This window comes from Komagataeibacter rhaeticus, from assembly GCF_003207855.1.
In the GTDB taxonomy this organism is placed as follows: Bacteria; Pseudomonadota; Alphaproteobacteria; order Acetobacterales; family Acetobacteraceae; genus Komagataeibacter; species Komagataeibacter rhaeticus.
Genome location: NZ_NKTZ01000003.1, coordinates 245,713 through 263,762, shown reverse-complemented (window position 1 = coordinate 263,762; position 18,050 = coordinate 245,713). Strand labels below are relative to the sequence as shown.

Annotated in this window: 14 protein-coding genes; 10 read left to right on the top strand and 4 right to left on the bottom strand. The window is 64.8% G+C overall.

The window, feature by feature from the left end; genetic code table 11:
* The first annotated feature begins 319 nt into the window (after positions 1 to 319).
* Positions 320 to 1,315: an isopenicillin N synthase family dioxygenase gene (locus CFR78_RS05380; RefSeq protein ID WP_034932642.1), complete on the top strand. Its 996-nt coding sequence runs from the start codon at positions 320 to 322 to the stop codon at positions 1,313 to 1,315.
* A 15-nt stretch (positions 1,316 to 1,330) separates the two neighbouring features.
* On the opposite strand, the gene CFR78_RS05375 is transcribed toward CFR78_RS05380, so the two are convergent.
* Positions 1,331 to 2,236: a LysR family transcriptional regulator gene (locus CFR78_RS05375; protein WP_007398106.1), complete on the bottom strand. Its 906-nt coding sequence runs from the start codon at positions 2,234 to 2,236 to the stop codon at positions 1,331 to 1,333.
* Between the two features lie 121 nt (positions 2,237 to 2,357).
* On the opposite strand from CFR78_RS05375, the gene CFR78_RS05370 reads away from it, so the two are divergent.
* The 3 genes from CFR78_RS05370 to CFR78_RS05360 all read left to right on the top strand — a co-directional run bounded on the left by CFR78_RS05370 (position 2,358) and on the right by CFR78_RS05360 (position 7,378).
* Positions 2,358 to 4,082, top strand: coding sequence for an NAD-dependent malic enzyme (locus CFR78_RS05370; RefSeq protein WP_034932667.1), 1,725 nt, complete (start codon positions 2,358 to 2,360; stop codon positions 4,080 to 4,082).
* Positions 4,083 to 4,165: 83 nt separating this feature from the next.
* On the top strand, positions 4,166 to 6,244 hold the full coding sequence (locus CFR78_RS05365; RefSeq protein ID WP_034932641.1) for an FUSC family protein: 2,079 nt from the start codon (positions 4,166 to 4,168) through the stop codon (positions 6,242 to 6,244).
* A gap of 171 nt (positions 6,245 to 6,415) precedes the next feature.
* On the top strand, positions 6,416 to 7,378 hold the full coding sequence (locus CFR78_RS05360) for a LysR family transcriptional regulator (RefSeq protein ID WP_034932639.1): 963 nt from the start codon (positions 6,416 to 6,418) through the stop codon (positions 7,376 to 7,378).
* Between the two features lie 114 nt (positions 7,379 to 7,492).
* Here CFR78_RS05360 and CFR78_RS05355 read toward each other — a convergent pair whose 3' ends face one another.
* Positions 7,493 to 8,749: a D-amino acid dehydrogenase gene (locus CFR78_RS05355; protein WP_007398110.1), complete on the bottom strand. Its 1,257-nt coding sequence runs from the start codon at positions 8,747 to 8,749 to the stop codon at positions 7,493 to 7,495.
* Positions 8,750 to 8,783: 34 nt separating this feature from the next.
* Positions 8,784 to 9,932, bottom strand: coding sequence for an alanine racemase (alr, locus tag CFR78_RS05350; protein ID WP_007398111.1), 1,149 nt, complete (start codon positions 9,930 to 9,932; stop codon positions 8,784 to 8,786).
* A 142-nt stretch (positions 9,933 to 10,074) separates the two neighbouring features.
* Between alr and CFR78_RS05345 the strand changes: the two genes are divergently transcribed.
* Positions 10,075 to 10,518, top strand: coding sequence for an Lrp/AsnC family transcriptional regulator (locus CFR78_RS05345; protein WP_039998741.1), 444 nt, complete (start codon positions 10,075 to 10,077; stop codon positions 10,516 to 10,518).
* Between the two features lie 139 nt (positions 10,519 to 10,657).
* Here the strand turns inward: CFR78_RS05345 and CFR78_RS05340 are convergent, their stop codons facing one another.
* Complete coding sequence (locus CFR78_RS05340) at positions 10,658 to 11,470, bottom strand: MIP/aquaporin family protein (protein ID WP_034932633.1); 813 nt, start codon at positions 11,468 to 11,470, stop codon at positions 10,658 to 10,660.
* Positions 11,471 to 11,915: 445 nt separating this feature from the next.
* Between CFR78_RS05340 and glpD the strand changes: the two genes are divergently transcribed.
* From glpD to CFR78_RS05315, 5 genes are all read left to right on the top strand, one after another.
* On the top strand, positions 11,916 to 13,478 hold the full coding sequence (glpD, locus tag CFR78_RS05335; protein ID WP_007398116.1) for a glycerol-3-phosphate dehydrogenase: 1,563 nt from the start codon (positions 11,916 to 11,918) through the stop codon (positions 13,476 to 13,478).
* 90 nt (positions 13,479 to 13,568) lie between these two features.
* The gene (gene glpK / locus CFR78_RS05330) at positions 13,569 to 15,068 is read left to right on the top strand and encodes a glycerol kinase GlpK (RefSeq protein ID WP_007398117.1); all 1,500 of its coding nucleotides are present in this window, start codon (positions 13,569 to 13,571) and stop codon (positions 15,066 to 15,068) included.
* Between the two features lie 35 nt (positions 15,069 to 15,103).
* A complete protein-coding gene (gene glpX, locus CFR78_RS05325; protein ID WP_007398118.1) occupies positions 15,104 to 16,090 on the top strand; it encodes a class II fructose-bisphosphatase in 987 nt (328 codons plus the stop codon).
* A gap of 48 nt (positions 16,091 to 16,138) precedes the next feature.
* A complete protein-coding gene (gene fbaA / locus CFR78_RS05320; RefSeq protein WP_034932632.1) occupies positions 16,139 to 17,245 on the top strand; it encodes a class II fructose-bisphosphate aldolase in 1,107 nt (368 codons plus the stop codon).
* Between the two features lie 32 nt (positions 17,246 to 17,277).
* On the top strand, positions 17,278 to 18,036 hold the full coding sequence (locus tag CFR78_RS05315; RefSeq protein ID WP_007398120.1) for a DeoR/GlpR family DNA-binding transcription regulator: 759 nt from the start codon (positions 17,278 to 17,280) through the stop codon (positions 18,034 to 18,036).
* Positions 18,037 to 18,050 lie beyond the last annotated feature (14 nt).

Below are 18,050 nucleotides of genomic sequence, written 5' to 3'. Positions count from 1 at the left end.
TATGTTCCCATCAGTGAACTGCTTTCAAAAATACAGCAGGGCATGTCCGGTCGGCCCGCAGCCCGTGATTTCATGCTTGACGGCAGGCGTGCGTGCGTGCTGTGCTCATGGGGCGAGTAGAAGCGGTCTGGACATGGGTCCTGGACATTGCTCCACACCAATCCGTTCCTGATTAGTGGACCGCTGTCATGCAGGGCATATCTTTTTTCAACATATGATCGTTCCGTGACCGGCGGTGTGCATGCCGCCCGTGCCGGTTCCCGCCCTGTATCTGCCATGCCCGTCCCGCAGGAAAAACTTTCTGCCCGGAGAATATCGCATGTCTGCTTTCCCTGAATATGAACTGGCCGAACTCCAGCGTGAAACCCGGATCGGGGGGGCTGGCACCAGTGTCGCGCGTGACATTCCCCGCATCGACCTGTCCGATTATGCCAACCGCAAGGAAGCCATTGCCGATGCGTTGTGGCAGGCGGCAACGCAGGTCGGTTTTTTCCAGGTGTTCAATCACGGTATCCCCGAGGAGGATATTGACGCCGCCTTCGCCGTTGCAGGGGAATTCTTTGACCTGCCCATGGCGGAAAAGGCGCGGCATGCGCGCAGGCCGGGTTCCAATGCGGGGTGGGAATACCGCGCGCAGGTCCGCCCTTCCACCGGCACGCCGGACAACAAGGAATCCTACCAGATCACCCTGCCAGACATGGCGGGCCTGTGGCCCACCGCCACGGAACTGCCCGGCTTTCAGGCACGGATGTGCCGTTTCGAGCGGCAGAACTGGGCACTGGGCATGAAGATCCTGTCCTGTTTTGCCATCCGGCTGGGGTTTGATTCCGATTTCTTTACCCATAACCATGACCCCGCATCGCCTTATTACCAGAGCACGCTGCGGCTGATCCATTACATGAGCATGGAAAACGCCACGGATGCGGATTTCGACCTGTGGCGCGCGGGGGCGCATTCCGATTTTGACTGCCTGACCCTGCTGCACCAGCGGCCGGGGCAGGGGGGGCTGCAGGTCTGTCCCGGCATGGAAGCCGATGCCCCGGCCTGGACCGACGTGCCGCCGCTGCGCGGGGCGGTCACCTGCAATATTGGCGATATGCTGATGCGCTGGAGCGATGACCGCCTGCGTTCCACCCTGCACCGGGTGCGCATGCCCCGGCGCGATGAATATCTGGGGCCAAGGCTGTCGCTGCCGTTCTTCTGCCAGGCCAACCGCGATGCGGTCATCCAGGGACCATTGAAGAAATATGCCCCCATCACCGCGCGCGATTATCTGGATGAACGCATCCGTGCCAACTACACGCCGCGCCCCTGACCCGGCAGGGGCGGGTCAGATGCCGAAGTAGTTGCGGCGCAGTTCCCTGCGCACGAAATCAAGGAAGAAGCGCGTGCGTGGCGGCATATGCGTGCGGGAGGGGTAGACAGCGTGCAGCGTCACGTCCTCCCACGCATAGGCGCTCAGGCATTCGATCAGCCTGCCGCATTTCAGGTCATCGGCAATGTCCCACAGCACCTTCAGTGCAATGCCCCGCCCGCTGACCGCCCAGTCATGCACCACCTCGCTGCTGGATGTGGCCAGCCGGGGGGTGACATGGACCTCCTTGCGCACCCGCCCATCCAGATAGACCCATTCATTGAATATGCGCTGGCGTCGGATCAGGCAGATGCAGTCATGCTTGAGCAGGTCGTGCGGGGTGGCGGGCAGGCCCTTGCGCGCGCAGTATTCGGGGGAGGCACAGACCACGCGGCGGCTGTTGAGCAGGCTGGTGGTCATGACCTCCTGATCGGTGGGCATGCCGGGGCGGATGGCAATGTCCAGCCCGTCGTCAATCACGTCCAGCCCGGCATCGGACAGGATAAGGTGCACGGTCACCTCGGGGTACTGCTCCACGAATGTGGCGACCACGCCCGCCAGCATCTTGCGCCCCAGTTCCGATGGCACGCCCACGCGCAGCAGGCCGTGCGGCCTGTCGGCGCGCGCGGTCAGTTCGGCCTCGGCTTCCTCCACGTCATGCATGATGCGCACGGCGTGCTCATGAAGGCGCTGGCCTTCCGCCGTAAGGGCAAAATGGCGCGAGGTGCGGGTGACAAGCCGCGTGCCAAGCCGGGCCTCCATCGCACTCAGCCTGCGGCTCATGGCGGCGGGTGACATGCCCATGGCCCGCGCGCAGCCCGCAATGCTGCCGGCTGCGGCCAGGATGCAGAAAAACTTCAGGTCACTGATCTCGTCGCGCATGGGGCGGCTGTTCCATGATTGCGTGGGGCGTACGGTTGGCATGCGGCCGCGTGCCCTACACGAATATGTGCAGAACCGTATCCTGCGCATTCTTTCGGGTTCTCGCAACGTCGGATCGTTCATGTCGGATACAGCACACTTCCCGGGGCAGGTCCCCCTTCATACCGCCCTGTCCGGCAGGGAACTCCTGGACTGTCCTGTTCTGAACAAGGGAAATGCATTTGACCGGCGCGAGCGTGACCTGTTCGGGCTGCATGGCCTGTTGCCCGCCCGCATCGCAACCCTGGCCGAACAGGTCGATCTGGCCTGTATGCGGCTGGCGGCACTGCCGGACAATTTTGCGCGACATATTGCGCTGCGCGAAATCCAGGACAGGAATGAAACCCTTTTCTACGCCATTATCGACCAGGCGCCCGAATCCTGGCTGCCCATCATCTACACGCCCGCCATCGGCCGCGCCTGCCAGCAGTTCAGCCAGATCTGGACCCGCCCGCGCGGCCTGTTCCTGAATTACACCGATCGGGGCCGTATTGCCGAAATCCTGGCCAGCCCGCAATGGGATGGCGTGCGCGTGATCGTGGCAAGCGACGGCGGCAGCATTCTGGGCATAGGTGACCAGGGGGCCAACGGCATGGCCATCCCCATTGGCAAGCTGTCGCTCTATACCGCCTGTGGCGGGCTGGACCCGGCATGCGCGCTGCCGGTCCTGCTGGATGTGGGCACGGACAACGCGGCCCTGCTGGCCGACCCGGACTATATCGGCTGGCGGCACGCACGGGTGCGTGGCGCGGAATACGATGCCTTCATTGCCGAGTTCGTCACCGCCGTGGCCGCGCGCTGGCCCGATATCGCCCTGCATTGGGAGGACCTGTCGGGCGCCGACGCGCTGCGCATCCTGCGCCGCTACCGGGGGAGCCTGTGCACCTATAATGATGACATACAGGGCACCGCCGGCGTAACCGCGGGCGCGTTGCTGGCCGCGATCCGGGCAGGGGCCGCGCCACTGGCCGACCAGCGCATCGTCATCTTTGGCGCGGGTGGCGCGGGCTGCGGCATTGCCGACCTGCTGGCGCAGATGATGATGCGCGCGGGCATGGCGGCACATGAAGCCCGCAGCCGCTTCTTCATGGTCGACATCAACGGGCTTGTGTGCCACGGCATGGAAGGCGTGACCGAGGGGCAGATGCCCTGTGCCCAGCCTGCCGACGTGGCGGCGGACTGGCAGGTGGCGGACCCGGCGCATGTCACCCTGGCCGAAGTGATGGCCCATGTATGCCCCACCACGCTTATCGGGACATCGGGGCAGGGCGGGGCCTTCACGCGCCAGATCGTGGCCCCCATGGCCCGGCAGGCCGCACGCCCGGTCGTTTTTGCCCTGTCCAACCCTACCGCCAATATCGAGGCCCTGCCCGCCGACCTGCTGGAATGGACCGATGGCCGCGCCATTATCGGTACCGGCGGTCCGTTCGCGCCCGTAACCCATGCGGGCCGGACCCGGCCGGTGGACCAGATCAACAATTCCTATGTCTTTCCCGGCGTGGGGCTGGCGGTCATGGCGGGTGGCATTACGCGCATGACCGATGGCATGTTCCTGGCTGCGGCGGATGCGCTGGCCGGGCTGTCTCCCGCCGTGGGGGCCGGTGGGGGACATGATGCAGCCCTGCTGCCGCCGGTCTCCGCGCTGCGCCCTGTGGCCATGGCGGTCGCGCGCGCCGTGATCCGTCAGGGACAGGCGGAAGGGGTCGCCCCCGCCATGCCCGAAACAGGAATCGAGGCGATGCTGGCGGCGGCCATGTGGTCGCCGCGCTACCGCCCGTATGAAAAAACGCCACCCGCCCGTCCCTGATCCACCAGTAGCCCTTTGACCGACCGCATTCCCCCACGGGAAGTGGACCATGTCCGCCATGCTGATACGACGGACAGGAGCATATGGAAATATCCCGCTTTGTAGCCGGTCCGGTTGCGCGCCTGCGCTGGCCGGCGGCCAGTCCTTTCATGCCGCGCTGGCTGTTCTGCCCCACGCCACAGGCCGTGGGCTTCGCGCTGCGCAACACGCTGGCCTCCCTCATCGCCTTGGCCATTGCATTGTGGATGGAACTGGACAGCCCGCAATGGGCCGTGGCCACGGTGTGGTCGGTGGCCCAGGTACGGCGGGGCGAAAGCATGTCCAAGGCACGCTGGCGCATCGTGGGCACGCTGGTGGGGGCCGTGGCGGCGGTGGTGTTCATCGCGGCCTTCCCGCAGCAGTCATGGCTGTTCTTTCCGGCCGTGGCGGCGTGGATCGGGCTGTGCAGCTTCCTGGCCACCTTCTGCCTGAACTTCCGCTCCTATGCCTTCGTGCTGTCGGGCTATACATGTTCCATCATTGCGGTGGCGGCGGCGTCCGCGCCGGATGACGTGTTCTTCATCGGCGTCTCGCGCGCCACCTATATCGTGCTGGGGGTGGTGTGCGAGGCGGCGATCGCCACGCTGTTCACGCTCAACCTGTCCACCCGGGCGCGGGCGACCATGGTGGCGCAGGTGGAGGACGTGCTGCACCGGCTGGCCACCCTGCTGCGTGAGATCGTGCTGCATGACCGTGACACGCTGGTCCATGCCGGTGAGTTCTCGAACATGCTGGTCTCCGTGCATCAGGGGCTGGAGTTCCCGGCCATCGAGATGGGGCGGCAGGTGCATGCGGGTGATCATGCCCGCGCCGTGCTGGCGGAGGTTTCCATTCTTGTCACCCGTCTTGTCGGCCTGTCCGGCGGGGCGGAACGGGCCATGCTGAGTGATGACGGGATACTGGCCGATACACGCGGCCAGCTGCTGCATCTGTGCGACCGGCTGGCCACCGCCCGGCTGAAGGCAGGGGCGCTGGACGACCTGCACGCACAGGCCGCACACCTGCGCACCCTGTTCGAGCAGCGGGCGGCAACAGGCACGCAGGAGATGGGGCGTATCACCCATGGCGTACTGGCGGCCGCGATGGGGGATATGGAGGAGGCGCTGGCACATTGCCACGCCATTTACCGCCCGCCCCCGCATGACCATTTCCGCTTCCATCTGGGCGGGCACCGCGATATCCGCCTTGCGTTCCATAACGGCCTGCGCGGGGCCGTGGCCATCATGCTTGCGGCCCTGGTGTACGAAGTCACGGCCTGGCCCGGCGGCATGGGGTTCATTGCCATTACCACGCTGGTCTGCGGGCTGTTCGCCACGCGGGAGAACCCGGTGGTGGGCACCACGCGCTTCCTGTCGGGGGCGGTGTGGTCGGCCGTGGCGGCGGGCTTCCTTGACCTTGGCGTGCTGCCTTACCTGAGTGATTATGAGGAATTCGCCTTCGTGCTGGGCATTTTCCTGTTCGTGGGGGGGCTGGCCAAATGCAGCCGGGGCACGGCGGGGGCGGCGGCCGCCTACGGGCTGCTCATGCCCAACCTGCTCATGCCCGGCAACCAGAGCCGGGTGGACGAGGTAACGTTCCTGAACGGCGCATGGCATACGGTGCTGGCGGTGGGGCTGAGTGTCCTGGTGTTCCGCCTTGTGCTGCCGTTTCGCGCCCGCGATGAGCGGCTGCGCTTTGGCCGGCACATGCGTGGTGAACTGCGGCGGCTGTGCCTTGTGCCGCTGCCGCCTTCGCCCCAGTGGTGGATCGGGACCAGCGTGGACCGGATCGGGCGCATGGTGCGGCATGCGGCCCAGGCGGGGGATCATGGGGCGGCGGGGGATATCCGGCTCATGCTCATGTTCTCTTCCGTCGGGCTGAACATCCTGCTTCTGCGCCAGCTCAAGCGCCAGCGGCGTGATGCGGTGTCGGCGGTCATAACCGCGCTGCTGCGCGCGCTGGTGCGCTACAGGGTGGCAAGCCCGCGCGGCATTGCCGTCGTGCGCGCGGCGCGCAGGCGGCTGGCGCGCATGGAACGGGCCGATCCCGGCAACGGCAGGCTGCTGGAGGTACTGGCCTGCCTTGATGGCATTGGCCGCACGGCCTCGGCCTGTGTCGCGGCCATGGCGGCCGGGGTGGAATGAAGCCCGGGCCCATGTCGGTGCCCTCACATTTATCTGTCCCGGACCCGGCAGGCCACGGTGGCCGTGGCGGTAGGCAGGCGGCCAGACCCATGTTAGGGCAGGGAGACGGCATTTTTTGTAATGGCCGGGCCGGCTGCGTGCCGGTCCGGAAGGGATGAAAACGCGGGGCGCATGAGAAAAGGCTACGATCTTGACCTGCTGCGCAGCCTCCAGGTCCTGATCGAGGAGGAAGGGGTCTCGCATGCCGCGCGCAGGCTGCATACAAGCGAGGCGGCGATGAGCCGCAGCCTGGCCAAGCTGCGCGTGGTGTTTGGTGACCCGATCCTGGTGGCATCAGGGCGGCGGATGGTGGCCACATCCTTTGCGCTGGGCCTGCGCGAGCGGGTGCAGGCGCTGGTAAAGGGGGCGGACGCCCTGCTGGAAGAGCAGGAGACGCCGGACCTGGCCGGGCTTGCGCCGCATTTCACCCTGCGGGCGAATGACCTGATCGTGGGGGCGTTCGGTGCGGCCATCCTGACCGCGCTGCGTCAGGACTGTCCCGGATGCACCATTACCTTCGCCCCCGAAACGGATGAGGAACCCAGTGATGACCTGCGCGAAGGCCGGGTGGACCTGTATCTGGGCGCCAGTGATGACATGCGCCCCGAAATCCGCCGGCAGAGCCTGTTCCCCACATCCTTCCGCGCGCTGGTGCGTGCTGACCACCCCATCCTGAGCGAAGGCATCACGCCCGCCTCCATCGTGCGATACGAGCATATAAGCGTATCACGCCGGGGGCGGCTGTATGGCCCGATCGATACGGTGCTGAAGGACCGTTACGGGCTGAAGCGCCGCGTGGTGATGGTCGTGCCCACCTATTACGCCATGGTCGAGACCCTGCGCATGATGGACATGATCCTGCCGCTGCCGGGCATTGCCATTGACTACCTGCCCATCCGCTCGATGCATCTGGCCGAGTTCGAATTCCCTTTCGAACTGCCGCCCGTGCGTTCGTTCCAGGCCTGGCATCCCCGGCGCGACAGTGACCCCGTGCACCGCTGGCTGCGTGGCACGGTGTACCGTGTGGTGCGCCAGCGGGGGGAGGGACCGCCCGAAGGCTTCTCCCCCGCGACGACGGGTATTGCAGGCGTGTAGCCGTAGAGCCGTAAAGAAGTTTCTGGTGGAGCTTTTTGAAAAAAAGCTTCAGGGAACGCCGCCTTTTTTTAAAAAGGCGGCACCCGGAAAGGCCTGTCGTTTTTTAATGGTATCTTACTGGCCGTAGCGCACGATACCCAGGTCTTCATGCGGGATGTCGGGCATGCGGCCGGACATGATATCGGCCAGCACCTTGCCCGAACCACACGCCATGGTCCATCCCAGCGTGCCATGGCCGGTGTTGAGGAACAGGTTGTCGTAGCGCGTGCGGCCGATGATGGGGGTGCCGTCCGGTGTCATGGGGCGCAGGCCGGTCCAGAACCTTGCCCCGGCAATGTCTCCGCCACCGGGGAACAGGTCGGTCACGGAATGCTCCAGCGTCTCGCGTCGTGGGGCGCGCAGCGATGTGCTGAACCCGGCCAGTTCCGCCGTGCCGCCAATACGGACCCGGTTGCCCAGGCGGGTGATCCCGATCTTGAACGTCTCGTCCATGATGGTGGAAACCGGGGCCTGCTTTTCGTTGATGATGTCGGCCGTCAGCGAATAGCCTTTTACCGGGTAGATGGGCAGGTCCAGCCCCAGGCTGCGTACCATGGCCGGTGAATAGCTGCCCAGCGATACGACATAGGCATCCGCCACCATCCGGCCCCGGCTGGTTTCCACGCCGGTGATGCGGCCACCCTCGGCCGTCATGGTGCGGATGCGTGTATCATAATGGAAGGTCACGCCTGCTTCCGCCGCCTTGGCCGCAAGGCGCTGGGTGAACAGGAAGGCATCCCCCGTCTCATCGCCCGGCAGGCGCAGGCCACCCACGATCTTGTGCGCGGATACGCCCAGTCCCGGCTCAGCCTTTACGCAGTCGGCGCGGCCCAGCAGTTCATAGGGCACGTTGTACTGTTCCAGCACGCGGATATCGCCTGCAATGCCGTCCATCTGCTTTTGCGTGCGAAAGACCTGCAGCGTGCCCTGCTGGCGGTCATCATAGGTGATGCCGGTGCTGGCGCGCAGGTCGCGCATCACGTCGCGGCTGTATTCGGCAATGCGGACCATGCGGCCCTTGTTACGGTCATAGGCCGGGGTGTTGCAGTTTTCCAGCATCTGTACCAGCCACTTCCACAGATGCGGATCGGGCATGGGCCAGAACACGAAGGGGCGGTATTTCATCAGCAGCCACTTGAGCGCCTTGAACGGCACGCCCGGCCCCGCCCATGGTGAGGAATAACCCGGCGAGACCTGTCCCGCATTGGCGAAACTGGTTTCCAGCCCGGCTTCGGGCTGGCGGTCGACAACCGTGACCTCATGGCCTGCCTGTGCCAGATACCATGCCGATGTCACACCAACGACACCGCTACCCAGAACGATGATCTTCATTGCAAACGTGCCTTCTGTGGCGGGTGGAAACGTATCACGCCGCCTGCGCCGGCAGGTAGACGCGATGGAAACGGGAGCCGAGAGCGGTCAGTACCTCGTAGCCAATGGTGCCGGCCGCGTGCGCGACGTCATCCACACTGCGGCGGGGACCGATCATGTCGACATGGGTGGCCTGGTCCAGCACGCTTTCCGGCACGCCGGTTACGTCCACCGTTGTGGAATCCATGGAAATCCGGCCCAGGATCGGCAGGCGGTAACTGTCCAGCCATGCGCAGCCGCCATTGCTGGCGCCCTGGCGCAGGAAGCCATCCGCATAGCCGATGCCCAGTGTTGCAATGCGTCGCGGGCCGCTGGCGTGCCATGTCAGGCCATAGCCCACGCCATCGCCCGCCTTGATGGTGCGGCGCTGGACAATGCGCGCCTGCAGCCGCACGGTGGGCTGGAGCGGGTTCGGGGCGTCCGCGTTGGGGGCCAGTCCATACAGCGCGGCACCGGGCCGTACCAGGTCAAAATGGTAATCCGGCCCCAGGAAGATGCCTGATGAGGCCGAAAGCGCCAGCGGGGCGGCCGGCAGGCGCGCGGCCATGGCGCGCAGCCTGTCGCGCTGCAGGGCGTTGGCGGGGCTGGCGGGCGTATCGGCACAGGCAAGGTGGCTCATGACCAGCCGGGTCTCGATCCCGTCCAGCAGGGCCGGGGTATCGGCCAGCGCCGTGACATCCGCATCCGACAGGCCGAAACGGGACATGCCGGTATCAACCTGCAGGGCGGCGGGCAGCGCGTGCTGCGCCTTTGACGCATGCGCCCGCCAGCCCGCGATCTGCTCCATGCTGTTAAGCACGGGCAGCAGGGCATGATGGGTGAACGCCCGCTCCGTGCCGGGCATGGGACCGTGAAGGACAAAAATCTGCGCCGTGGGGCTGACATGGGGCCGCAGGCGTATGCCCTCTTCCAGATGGGCGACAAAAAAGACCTTCGCCCCGGCCTGTTCCAGCACGGGTGCGACCTGATGCGCCCCCAGACCGTAGGCATCCGCCTTGACCACGGCGGCACAGGTGGCCTGTCCCGTACGCGCGCGAAGCAGGCGGTAATTGGCCGCCACCGCGCCCAGGCTGATTTCCAGCATGGCCCCGGCGCCGGGGGCCGCCCACCCGGTGGCGGGTATGGGAAAAGGCAGGTCGGTCATGCGCGGCGAACTCCATCGTCCAAGGCGGAACAGGATTGATCGTATGCGTTGGTTAATGAAATGTCCTGTCGTTCAATGCAATATCATGCAATTCATGGTCTCTGGTACGCAATGATATGCGACAAGAAGCGGAAAATTCACCATGCCGTTCGACCGGATGACCGATGCCATACTGCGAAACCTCCGCCATGACGGGCGGATGAGCAATGCCGAACTGGCGCAGCGGGTGGGCCTGTCGCCCTCCGCGTGCCTGCGGCGGGTGCGCATGCTGGAAAAGGAGGGTGTGATCCGGGGGTATCGCGCCCTGGTGGATGAGCGCTCGATCCACGGCATGACGACCGTGATCGTGCAGATCACGCTTGAGCGCCAGACCGAGGAATGCCTGCGCCGCTTTGAGGCCCGCGTGCGTGAATGCGCCGATGTGCGGGAATGCTATCTCATGACGGGGGATGCGGATTATCTTGTGCGGGTCGAGGCCCGCGACGCGGCCGATTACGAACGCATCCACAAGGAAGAACTCTCCCGCATGCCCGGCGTGGCCCGCATACAGAGCAACTTTGCCATCCGCACCGTCGTCCAGCGCTGAACCGGCGTACCAGGCCCCGTCATGACCGGAAGACGGGGCCGGGTGGTTCCCTCTGTCAGGGCAGCGTGGGCCTGCGGTGCGCGGGCGCATCCGGGTCGCCTGCCGGCACGGGGCCGGCAGATGGGGAAGTTCCCGCGCGTCAGGACACGGGCGGGACGGCCGGGCTGGCCTGGCGGGGGATGAAGGGCCGGATGAGGAACTGGTAGCAGCCCGCCCCCAGCACGCCCCCCAGTACCGGCCCGGCAACCGGCACCCACCAGAAGTGGTCCGGCCCGGGAAGGGCGGAGTCTCCCCACCCGGCCAGGAAGCAGAACAGGCGCGGGCCGAAGTCACGCGCGGGATTGATGGCCCATGCTTCCAGATAGCCCGAGCACGCACCGATGCTGGCCACCAGCAGCCCGATGATCAGCGCGCCCGAATTCGCCTGCGGGGCGACGGTATTGTATTCGCATGTGACGGCAAAGATGCCAAAGACCAGCAGCCCGGTCAGGATCGTCTCGTCCACAAAGGCGTGGAACGGGGTTATGAATTCGCCCGGATGGGTAAAGAACACGCCCGCGGCCCCCCCATCGGCACGGGTCAGGGCATGCAGCTGGTTGTAATGGTCGATCACGGGCTGGTAGAGTGTATAGACCAGCGCCGCGCCGATCACGCCCCCCAGGATCTGGGCCGCGCAATAGGCCGGTACCTTGCGCCACGGAAAACCGCGGTACAGCGCCAGCGCCACCGATACGGCCGGGTTGGCATGCGTGCCCGATACGCTGCCGGTAATGTAAATGGCAATGGTGACGGAAAGCCCCCATACAATGCATACGCCCCAGTAGGCCAGCTTGTAGGGGCTCGGGTCATACAGCGCATACATCGCGGCCACGGAATCGCCAATCATGACAATGATGGCCACCGCGATGCATTCCGCGATCAGTTCCCCCAGGAATTGTCTGTTTTTCAACATATTAGCCCACTTTATTCTTTTATTATCATTTGATGGGAAGGGGCTGTGTGCCTTCTGGCCTTTTTCCAGTCCCCGGATGTTCTTAAACGAACATGGCGGGTGGGGGAAGAGGGTGCTGCGACAGGTCGGGTAGGCGGATCTCCTTTTTCCATGTATTTCAATATATTTCATTCAACCTCTCCAACCTTGCGGATTCGGGGTGGCGGGCCGGTCTGTTCGGGAACGGCCATTGATGGGGGCATGGGTATCATGCGGCATGCGCGATTTCGCACATGCACAAAAATACAGATTCATATGAAATGCAGGTAATGGCGAATTTATGGCTGGCTTATTAATAAACAGAATAGAAAATATTTTAAGGAACGACAGGCGGCATGTGCGCTTTCCCCCTTGAAGCGCGCATCATGTTCGTTTACGAACATCCGTATCAGGAGGAACACCCATTATGGCGTCCATGGACGAAACATTCCGCTCCCCCCCCACACAGGGCAGCCCGTTCGATCTGCTGATCGTGGGCGGGGGCGTCAACGGCACCGGTATCGCGCGTGATGCCGCAGGGCGGGGTGCCTCCGTCCTGCTGGTCGAGCAGGACGATCTGGCCAGCTACACCTCATCGGCCAGCACCAAGCTGATCCATGGCGGCCTGCGCTATCTGGAATACTATGAATTCCGCCTGGTGCGCGAGGCGCTGATCGAACGCGAACGCCTGCTGCGCATCGCGCCGCACATCATCTGGCCCATGCGCTTCGTGCTGCCCTACACGCCACAGGCCCGGCCTGCATGGATGCTGCGCCTTGGCCTGTTCCTGTATGATCACCTTGCCCCCAACATGACGCTGCCCAAATGCAAGTCGCTCGATTTCCGCACAAGCTCGGCGGGCAAGCCGCTCAATGGCAAGCTGGCGCGCGGTTTCGCCTATTCCGATGGCTGGGTGCAGGACAGCCGGCTTGTCGTGCTCAACGCCATGGATGCAAAGGCGCGCGGGGCCGATATCCGCACGCGCACCCGCCTGGTACAGGCCCGGCGTGTTGATGGCCTGTGGGAAGCCGTGATCGAGAACACGCGCGATGGCAGCCAGCAGACCGTGCGGGCCAGGATCGTGGTCAATGCCGGTGGCCCGTGGGTGAGCGAAGTGCTGCGCGAGCGCGCGCAGGTGGATTCCACCAAGAACGTGCGTCTGGTCAAGGGCAGCCACATCGTGGTGCCGCGCCTGTTTGACGGGCCACAGGCCTATATCCTGCAGAACCCGGACAAGCGCATTGTCTTCGCCATTCCCTACGAGCAGAAATTCACCCTGATCGGCACGACCGACGTGCCATGGACGCAGGCGCCCGGCCGCGTCGAGATCTCGCCCGAGGAAATCAGCTACCTGTGTGAAAGCGTCAGCCGCTATTTCACCAAGCCCGTCACCCCCGATGATGTGGTGTGGAGCTACGCCGGCGTGCGTCCGCTCTATGATGACGCGGCCAAGAACGCGTCGGCCGTGACGCGTGATTACGTGCTGGACGTGGACACGCAGGGCAACCAGGCGCCCATGCTTTCCATCTTCGGTGGCAAGATCACGACGTTCCGCCGGCTGGCCGAACATGCGATCGAGAAGCTTCAGCCTTTCCTGCCGGTCCTGTCCGCGCCGGGCTGGACGGCGGACAAGGTGCTGCCCGGCGGTGACCTGGGTGAGGGCGGGTTCGAAGGCGCGCTTGCCCGTCTGGCGGCAAAGGCCCCCTTCCTTGACCAGCAGCTGTGCTGGCGGCTGGTGCGCAACTATGGCTCGCGTGCCGATGTGATCGTGGGCGATGCGCGCAGCATGGCGGATATGGGCGAGCAGTTTGGCGGCGGGCTTACGGCGCGTGAGGTGGAATACCTGATCGCGCATGAATGGGCCCAGACCACCGAGGATATCCTGTGGCGCCGTTCCCGCCTTGGCCTGCATGTGACGGATGAGGACGCGGGCCGGCTGGATGCCTATCTGCGTGGCCGCCAGCCGGTTGCGGCAAAGGCGGCCCCGTAACGGGCGGCTGCGGCGGCATGACGGTCGCGGGTGGCAGTCTGCCGCCCGTGGCCACAAACCAGAATCCGCCCGCATGGGCAGGAGAAAATAATGAACAAGAAGAACAGAATTCTCGCTATTGACCAGGGAACAACGTCCACCCGCAGCATCGTGTTCGACCGCGATATCGCGGCGCTGTCCGTTGCCCGTGTCGAATTCGCCCAGCATTACCCCAATCAGGGCTGGGTGGAGCACGATGCGGAGGAAATCTGGTCCAACGTGCTGTCCACCGCACGCGAGGCCATAGCGAAGGTGGGCGGTCCCGCCACCATCGCGGGTATCGGCATCACCAACCAGCGCGAGACGATCGTGGTATGGGACCGCAAGACCGGCAGCCCCGTCCATCGCGCCATCGTCTGGCAGGACCGCCGCACGACACCGGTCTGCATGCGCATGCACGAGCAGGGTTACGAACCCCTGGTGCGCGAGCGCACGGGCCTGCTGCTCGACCCCTATTTTTCCGCCACCAAGATTGCGTGGATACTGGACAATGTGGAAGGTGCGCGCGCGCGCGCCGAGCGTGGTGAACTGGCCTGCGGCACCATCGACAGTTTTCTTCTGTGGCGGCTGACCGGCGGCCGCGTGCACGCGACCGACACGACCAATGCCTCGCGCACGCTTCTGTTCAACATCCATACCTGCGCGTGGGATGACGAGCTTCTGGCCCTGTTCAACGTGCCGCGCGCCATCCTGCCCGAAGTCCGCACCAACAGCGAGATCTTTGGTGAGACGGAAGCCGACCTGTTTGGTGAACCGCTGAAAGTGGCCGGCATGGCAGGCGACCAGAACGCCGCCATGGTCGGCCAGGCCTGTTTCAAGCCCGGCACCGCCAAGGCAACCTATGGCACCGGCTGCTTCGCGCTGCTCAACACCGGCACCACGCCTGTCAATTCCGAAAACCGGATGCTGACCACCATCGCCTACCGTATTGGTGACGAGACGGTCTATGCGCTGGAAGGCTCGATTTTCGTGGCCGGTGCGGCCATCCGCTGGCTGCGTGACGGGCTGGGCCTGATCACCCATGCCTCCCAGACCGATGACATGGCAACCCGCGTGCCGCACAGCCATGGCGTGTACATGGTGCCCGGCTTCGTGGGCCTTGGCGCGCCGCACTGGGACCCCGACGCCCGTGGCCTGATCTGCGGCATGACGCTGGGTTCGACCGCGGCCCATATCGCGCGCGCGGCCCTGGAATCGGTGGCCTACCAGACGCTGGACCTGATGGAGGCGATGCGCGAGGACGGCGGCGGAAAGCTGAACGCACTGCGTGTTGATGGCGGGATGTCGGTCAATGACTGGTTCTGCCAGTTCCTGGCCGATATGCTCCAGACCCCGGTGGAACGTCCCCGGCAGGTCGAGACGACCGCGCTGGGGGCGGCCTTCCTGGCGGGGCTGGCCACGGGCGTATGGAGCAGCATCCCCGAACTGGAGGGCACCTGGACGCGCGGGCACCTGTTCCGCCCGACAATGGACAAGGCCCAGCGCGACAGTATGGTGGCGGGCTGGCATCTGGCGGTGCGCCGCACGCTCAGCTCCACCGTAGCCGCCTGACCCACGAATACCAGAACATAGGAAAAGAGTGCTTCATGACCTCCACACGGCATAATCCCTATCAGGTTACGGATCGCAATCTTGCGCTTGAACTTGTCCGCGTGACGGAAGCGGCCGCTGTCGCCGCCTCCGCCTGGACGGGCCGGGGCCTGAAGAACGAAGCCGATGGCGCGGCAGTGGAGGCCATGCGACGTGCCTTCGATACGGTTGCCATCAACGGCACCGTTGTCATCGGCGAAGGCGAGATGGACGAAGCCCCGATGCTGTTCATCGGGGAAAAGGTGGGCGCGGGCGGCCCCGGCATGGACATTGCCGTGGACCCGCTGGAAGGCACCAACCTGTGCGCCAAGAACCTGCCCAACGCCCTGACTGTCGTGGCGCTGGCGGAAAGCGGCAACTTCCTGCATGCCCCCGACATCTACATGGACAAGATCGTGGTCGGCCCCTACCTGCCCGAAGGCGTGGTGGATCTGGACAGCAGCATCGAGGCCAACCTGAAGTCCCTGGCCAAGGCCAAGAAGCGTGACGTGTCCGAACTTATGGTCTGCACGCTGGATCGTGAACGTCACGAGGAACTGATTGCCCGCGCCCGCGCGGTCGGCGCGCGTGTGACACTGCTCAGTGACGGGGATGTGGCGGCCGCCATCGCGGCCTGCCTCGAGGACAGTGAAATCGATCTGTATGTCGGCTCCGGCGGCGCGCCGGAAGGCGTACTGGCCGCCGCCGCCGTGCGCTGTGTGCACGGGCAGATGCAGGGCCGCCTCATGTTCGAGGACGATGGCCAGATCGAACGTGCGCGCAGGATGAATCCCGGCGCCGATCCCTCGCGCAAGCTGGCGCTGGAGGACATGGCCCGTGGTGATGTCCTGTTCTCCGCCACGGGTGTTACGGGTGGGGCGCTGCTGCACGGCATCCGCCGTTCGGGCGTGCGCACGGTCACGCATTCGCTGGTCATGCGCTCGAAGTCCGGCACCATCCGCTTTGTCGAGGGCCATCACGATTACCAGACCAAGACCTGGTGAACATTTCATCCGTTGCATAACAACAATAACACGCAATAGAGGAACGACATGACTGACACAGCGACCACTGCCTCCGCCCGCCTGGGCCTGAGGCCCGGCGTGGTGACCGGTGCCGACTACCGCCGTCTGGTGGAAACCTGCCGTGACGAGGGCTATGCCCTGCCGGCGGTGAACGTGGTGGGCACGGACAGCATCAACGCCGTGCTGGAAGCGGCGGCGCGCAACCGGGCGGATGTGATCATCCAGCTTTCCAACGGTGGCGCGCGGTTCTATGCGGGCGAAGGCATGGAGGATGCGGCACGGGCCCGCGTGCTGGGGGCGGTGGCCGCGGCCCGTCATGTCCATACCGTGGCGGCGGCTTACGGCGTGTGTGTGATCCTGCATACCGATCATGCCGACCGCAAGCTGCTGCCGTGGATATCCGGCCTGATCGACGCCAGCGAGGAGGCGGTGAAGGAAACCGGCCAGCCGCTGTTCTCCTCGCACATGATCGACCTTTCGGCTGAACCGCTGGAAGACAATATCGCAGAATGCGCGGCCTTCCTGCGCCGCATGGCCCCGCTTGGCATCGGTCTGGAAATCGAGCTGGGTGTGACCGGCGGCGAGGAAGACGGTATTGGCCACGATCTGGATGACGGGGCCGACAACGCGCATCTCTACACCCAGCCCGAGGATGTGCTGAAGGCTTATGAGGCCCTGTCCCCGCTGGGGTTCGTGACCATTGCCGCCTCCTTTGGCAATGTGCATGGCGTGTACGCGCCGGGCAATGTCAGGCTGCGGCCCGAGATCCTGCGCAACTCGCAGGCGGCGGTGGCCGCGGCCACGGGGCGGGGCGACAAGCCGCTGGCGCTGGTCTTCCACGGTGGTTCGGGGTCCGAACAGGCCAAGATTACCGAGGCCGTGTCGTATGGCGTGTTCAAGATGAACATCGATACCGACATCCAGTTCGCGTTCGCCAGCAGCGTCGGCCGCTACGTGCATGAACATGCCGAGGCCTTCAGCCACCAGATCGCGCCCAGCACCGGCAAGCCGACCAAGAAGCTGTATGACCCGCGCAAGTGGCTGCGCGTGGGGGAGATGGGCATCGTGGAGCGGCTGGAACGCTCCTTTGCCGATCTGGGTGCCACCGGGCGCACCGTTGCGCGCGTGGTCTGAGCAAGTAACCGGCGTAAGGGGAAAAAGGCAACGTGTCGGCAGAAGAACGTCACCACGAAATTACCGCACTGGTGCGTACGCAGGGTTATGTCTCGAATGAGGAACTGGCCCAGAGGCTGAACGTTGCCGTCCAGACCATACGGCGTGACGTCAACCACCTGGCCCGTCGCGGGCTGGTGGCGCGGCATCATGGCGGGGCGGGGCTGGCCTCGTCGGTCGAGAACATCGCCTATTCCGAGCGGCAGGTGCTCAACCGTCGGGCCAAGGAGGCCATCGGCCACCTTGCCGCCCGGCATATCCCCGACAATTCATCGCTGTTCGTCAGCATCGGCACCACAACCGAGGCCTTTGCCAAGGCGCTGCGGCGGCACAAGGCACTGCGGATCATTACCAACAACCTGCATGTGGCCACCCCGCTTTCGGCCCAGACTGATTTTCAGGTCATCGTGACGGGCGGGCAGGTACGCTTTTACGATGGGGGCATTACCGGCTCCACCGCCAGTACCTTCATTGAACAGTACCGCACAGATTTTGCCGTGATCGGCATAAGCGGGATAGAGGAGGACGGCACGCTGCTCGACTTCGATGCCGATGAGATCAGCGTGGCGCAGGCAATGATGCGCAATGCCCGGCGTGTCTACCTGCTGGCGGACCAGACCAAGTTCGGCCGCAGGCCGATGGGCCGGCTGGGCCACCTGTCCCACGTCCATGGTTTCTTTACCGACCGCCAGCCCTCCGAACGGATATCCGAAATGCTGCGTGAGCATGATGTGGAAGTGCATATCGCCTGAAGGGCGGCCCGGCC

Bases quoted from the DNA above. Each gene is read 5' to 3' on its own strand.
- CFR78_RS05380 (WP_034932642.1), top strand. From the start codon at position 320: ATGTCTGCTTTCCCTGAATATGAACTGGCCGAACTCCAGCGTGAAACC.
- CFR78_RS05375 (WP_007398106.1), bottom strand. From the start codon at position 2,236: ATGCGCGACGAGATCAGTGACCTGAAGTTTTTCTGCATCCTGGCCGCA.
- CFR78_RS05370 (WP_034932667.1), top strand. From the start codon at position 2,358: ATGTCGGATACAGCACACTTCCCGGGGCAGGTCCCCCTTCATACCGCC.
- CFR78_RS05365 (WP_034932641.1), top strand. From the start codon at position 4,166: ATGGAAATATCCCGCTTTGTAGCCGGTCCGGTTGCGCGCCTGCGCTGG.
- CFR78_RS05360 (WP_034932639.1), top strand. From the start codon at position 6,416: ATGAGAAAAGGCTACGATCTTGACCTGCTGCGCAGCCTCCAGGTCCTG.
- CFR78_RS05355 (WP_007398110.1), bottom strand. From the start codon at position 8,749: ATGAAGATCATCGTTCTGGGTAGCGGTGTCGTTGGTGTGACATCGGCA.
- alr (WP_007398111.1), bottom strand. From the start codon at position 9,932: ATGACCGACCTGCCTTTTCCCATACCCGCCACCGGGTGGGCGGCCCCC.
- CFR78_RS05345 (WP_039998741.1), top strand. From the start codon at position 10,075: ATGCCGTTCGACCGGATGACCGATGCCATACTGCGAAACCTCCGCCAT.
- CFR78_RS05340 (WP_034932633.1), bottom strand. From the start codon at position 11,470: ATGTTGAAAAACAGACAATTCCTGGGGGAACTGATCGCGGAATGCATC.
- glpD (WP_007398116.1), top strand. From the start codon at position 11,916: ATGGCGTCCATGGACGAAACATTCCGCTCCCCCCCCACACAGGGCAGC.
- glpK (WP_007398117.1), top strand. From the start codon at position 13,569: ATGAACAAGAAGAACAGAATTCTCGCTATTGACCAGGGAACAACGTCC.
- glpX (WP_007398118.1), top strand. From the start codon at position 15,104: ATGACCTCCACACGGCATAATCCCTATCAGGTTACGGATCGCAATCTT.
- fbaA (WP_034932632.1), top strand. From the start codon at position 16,139: ATGACTGACACAGCGACCACTGCCTCCGCCCGCCTGGGCCTGAGGCCC.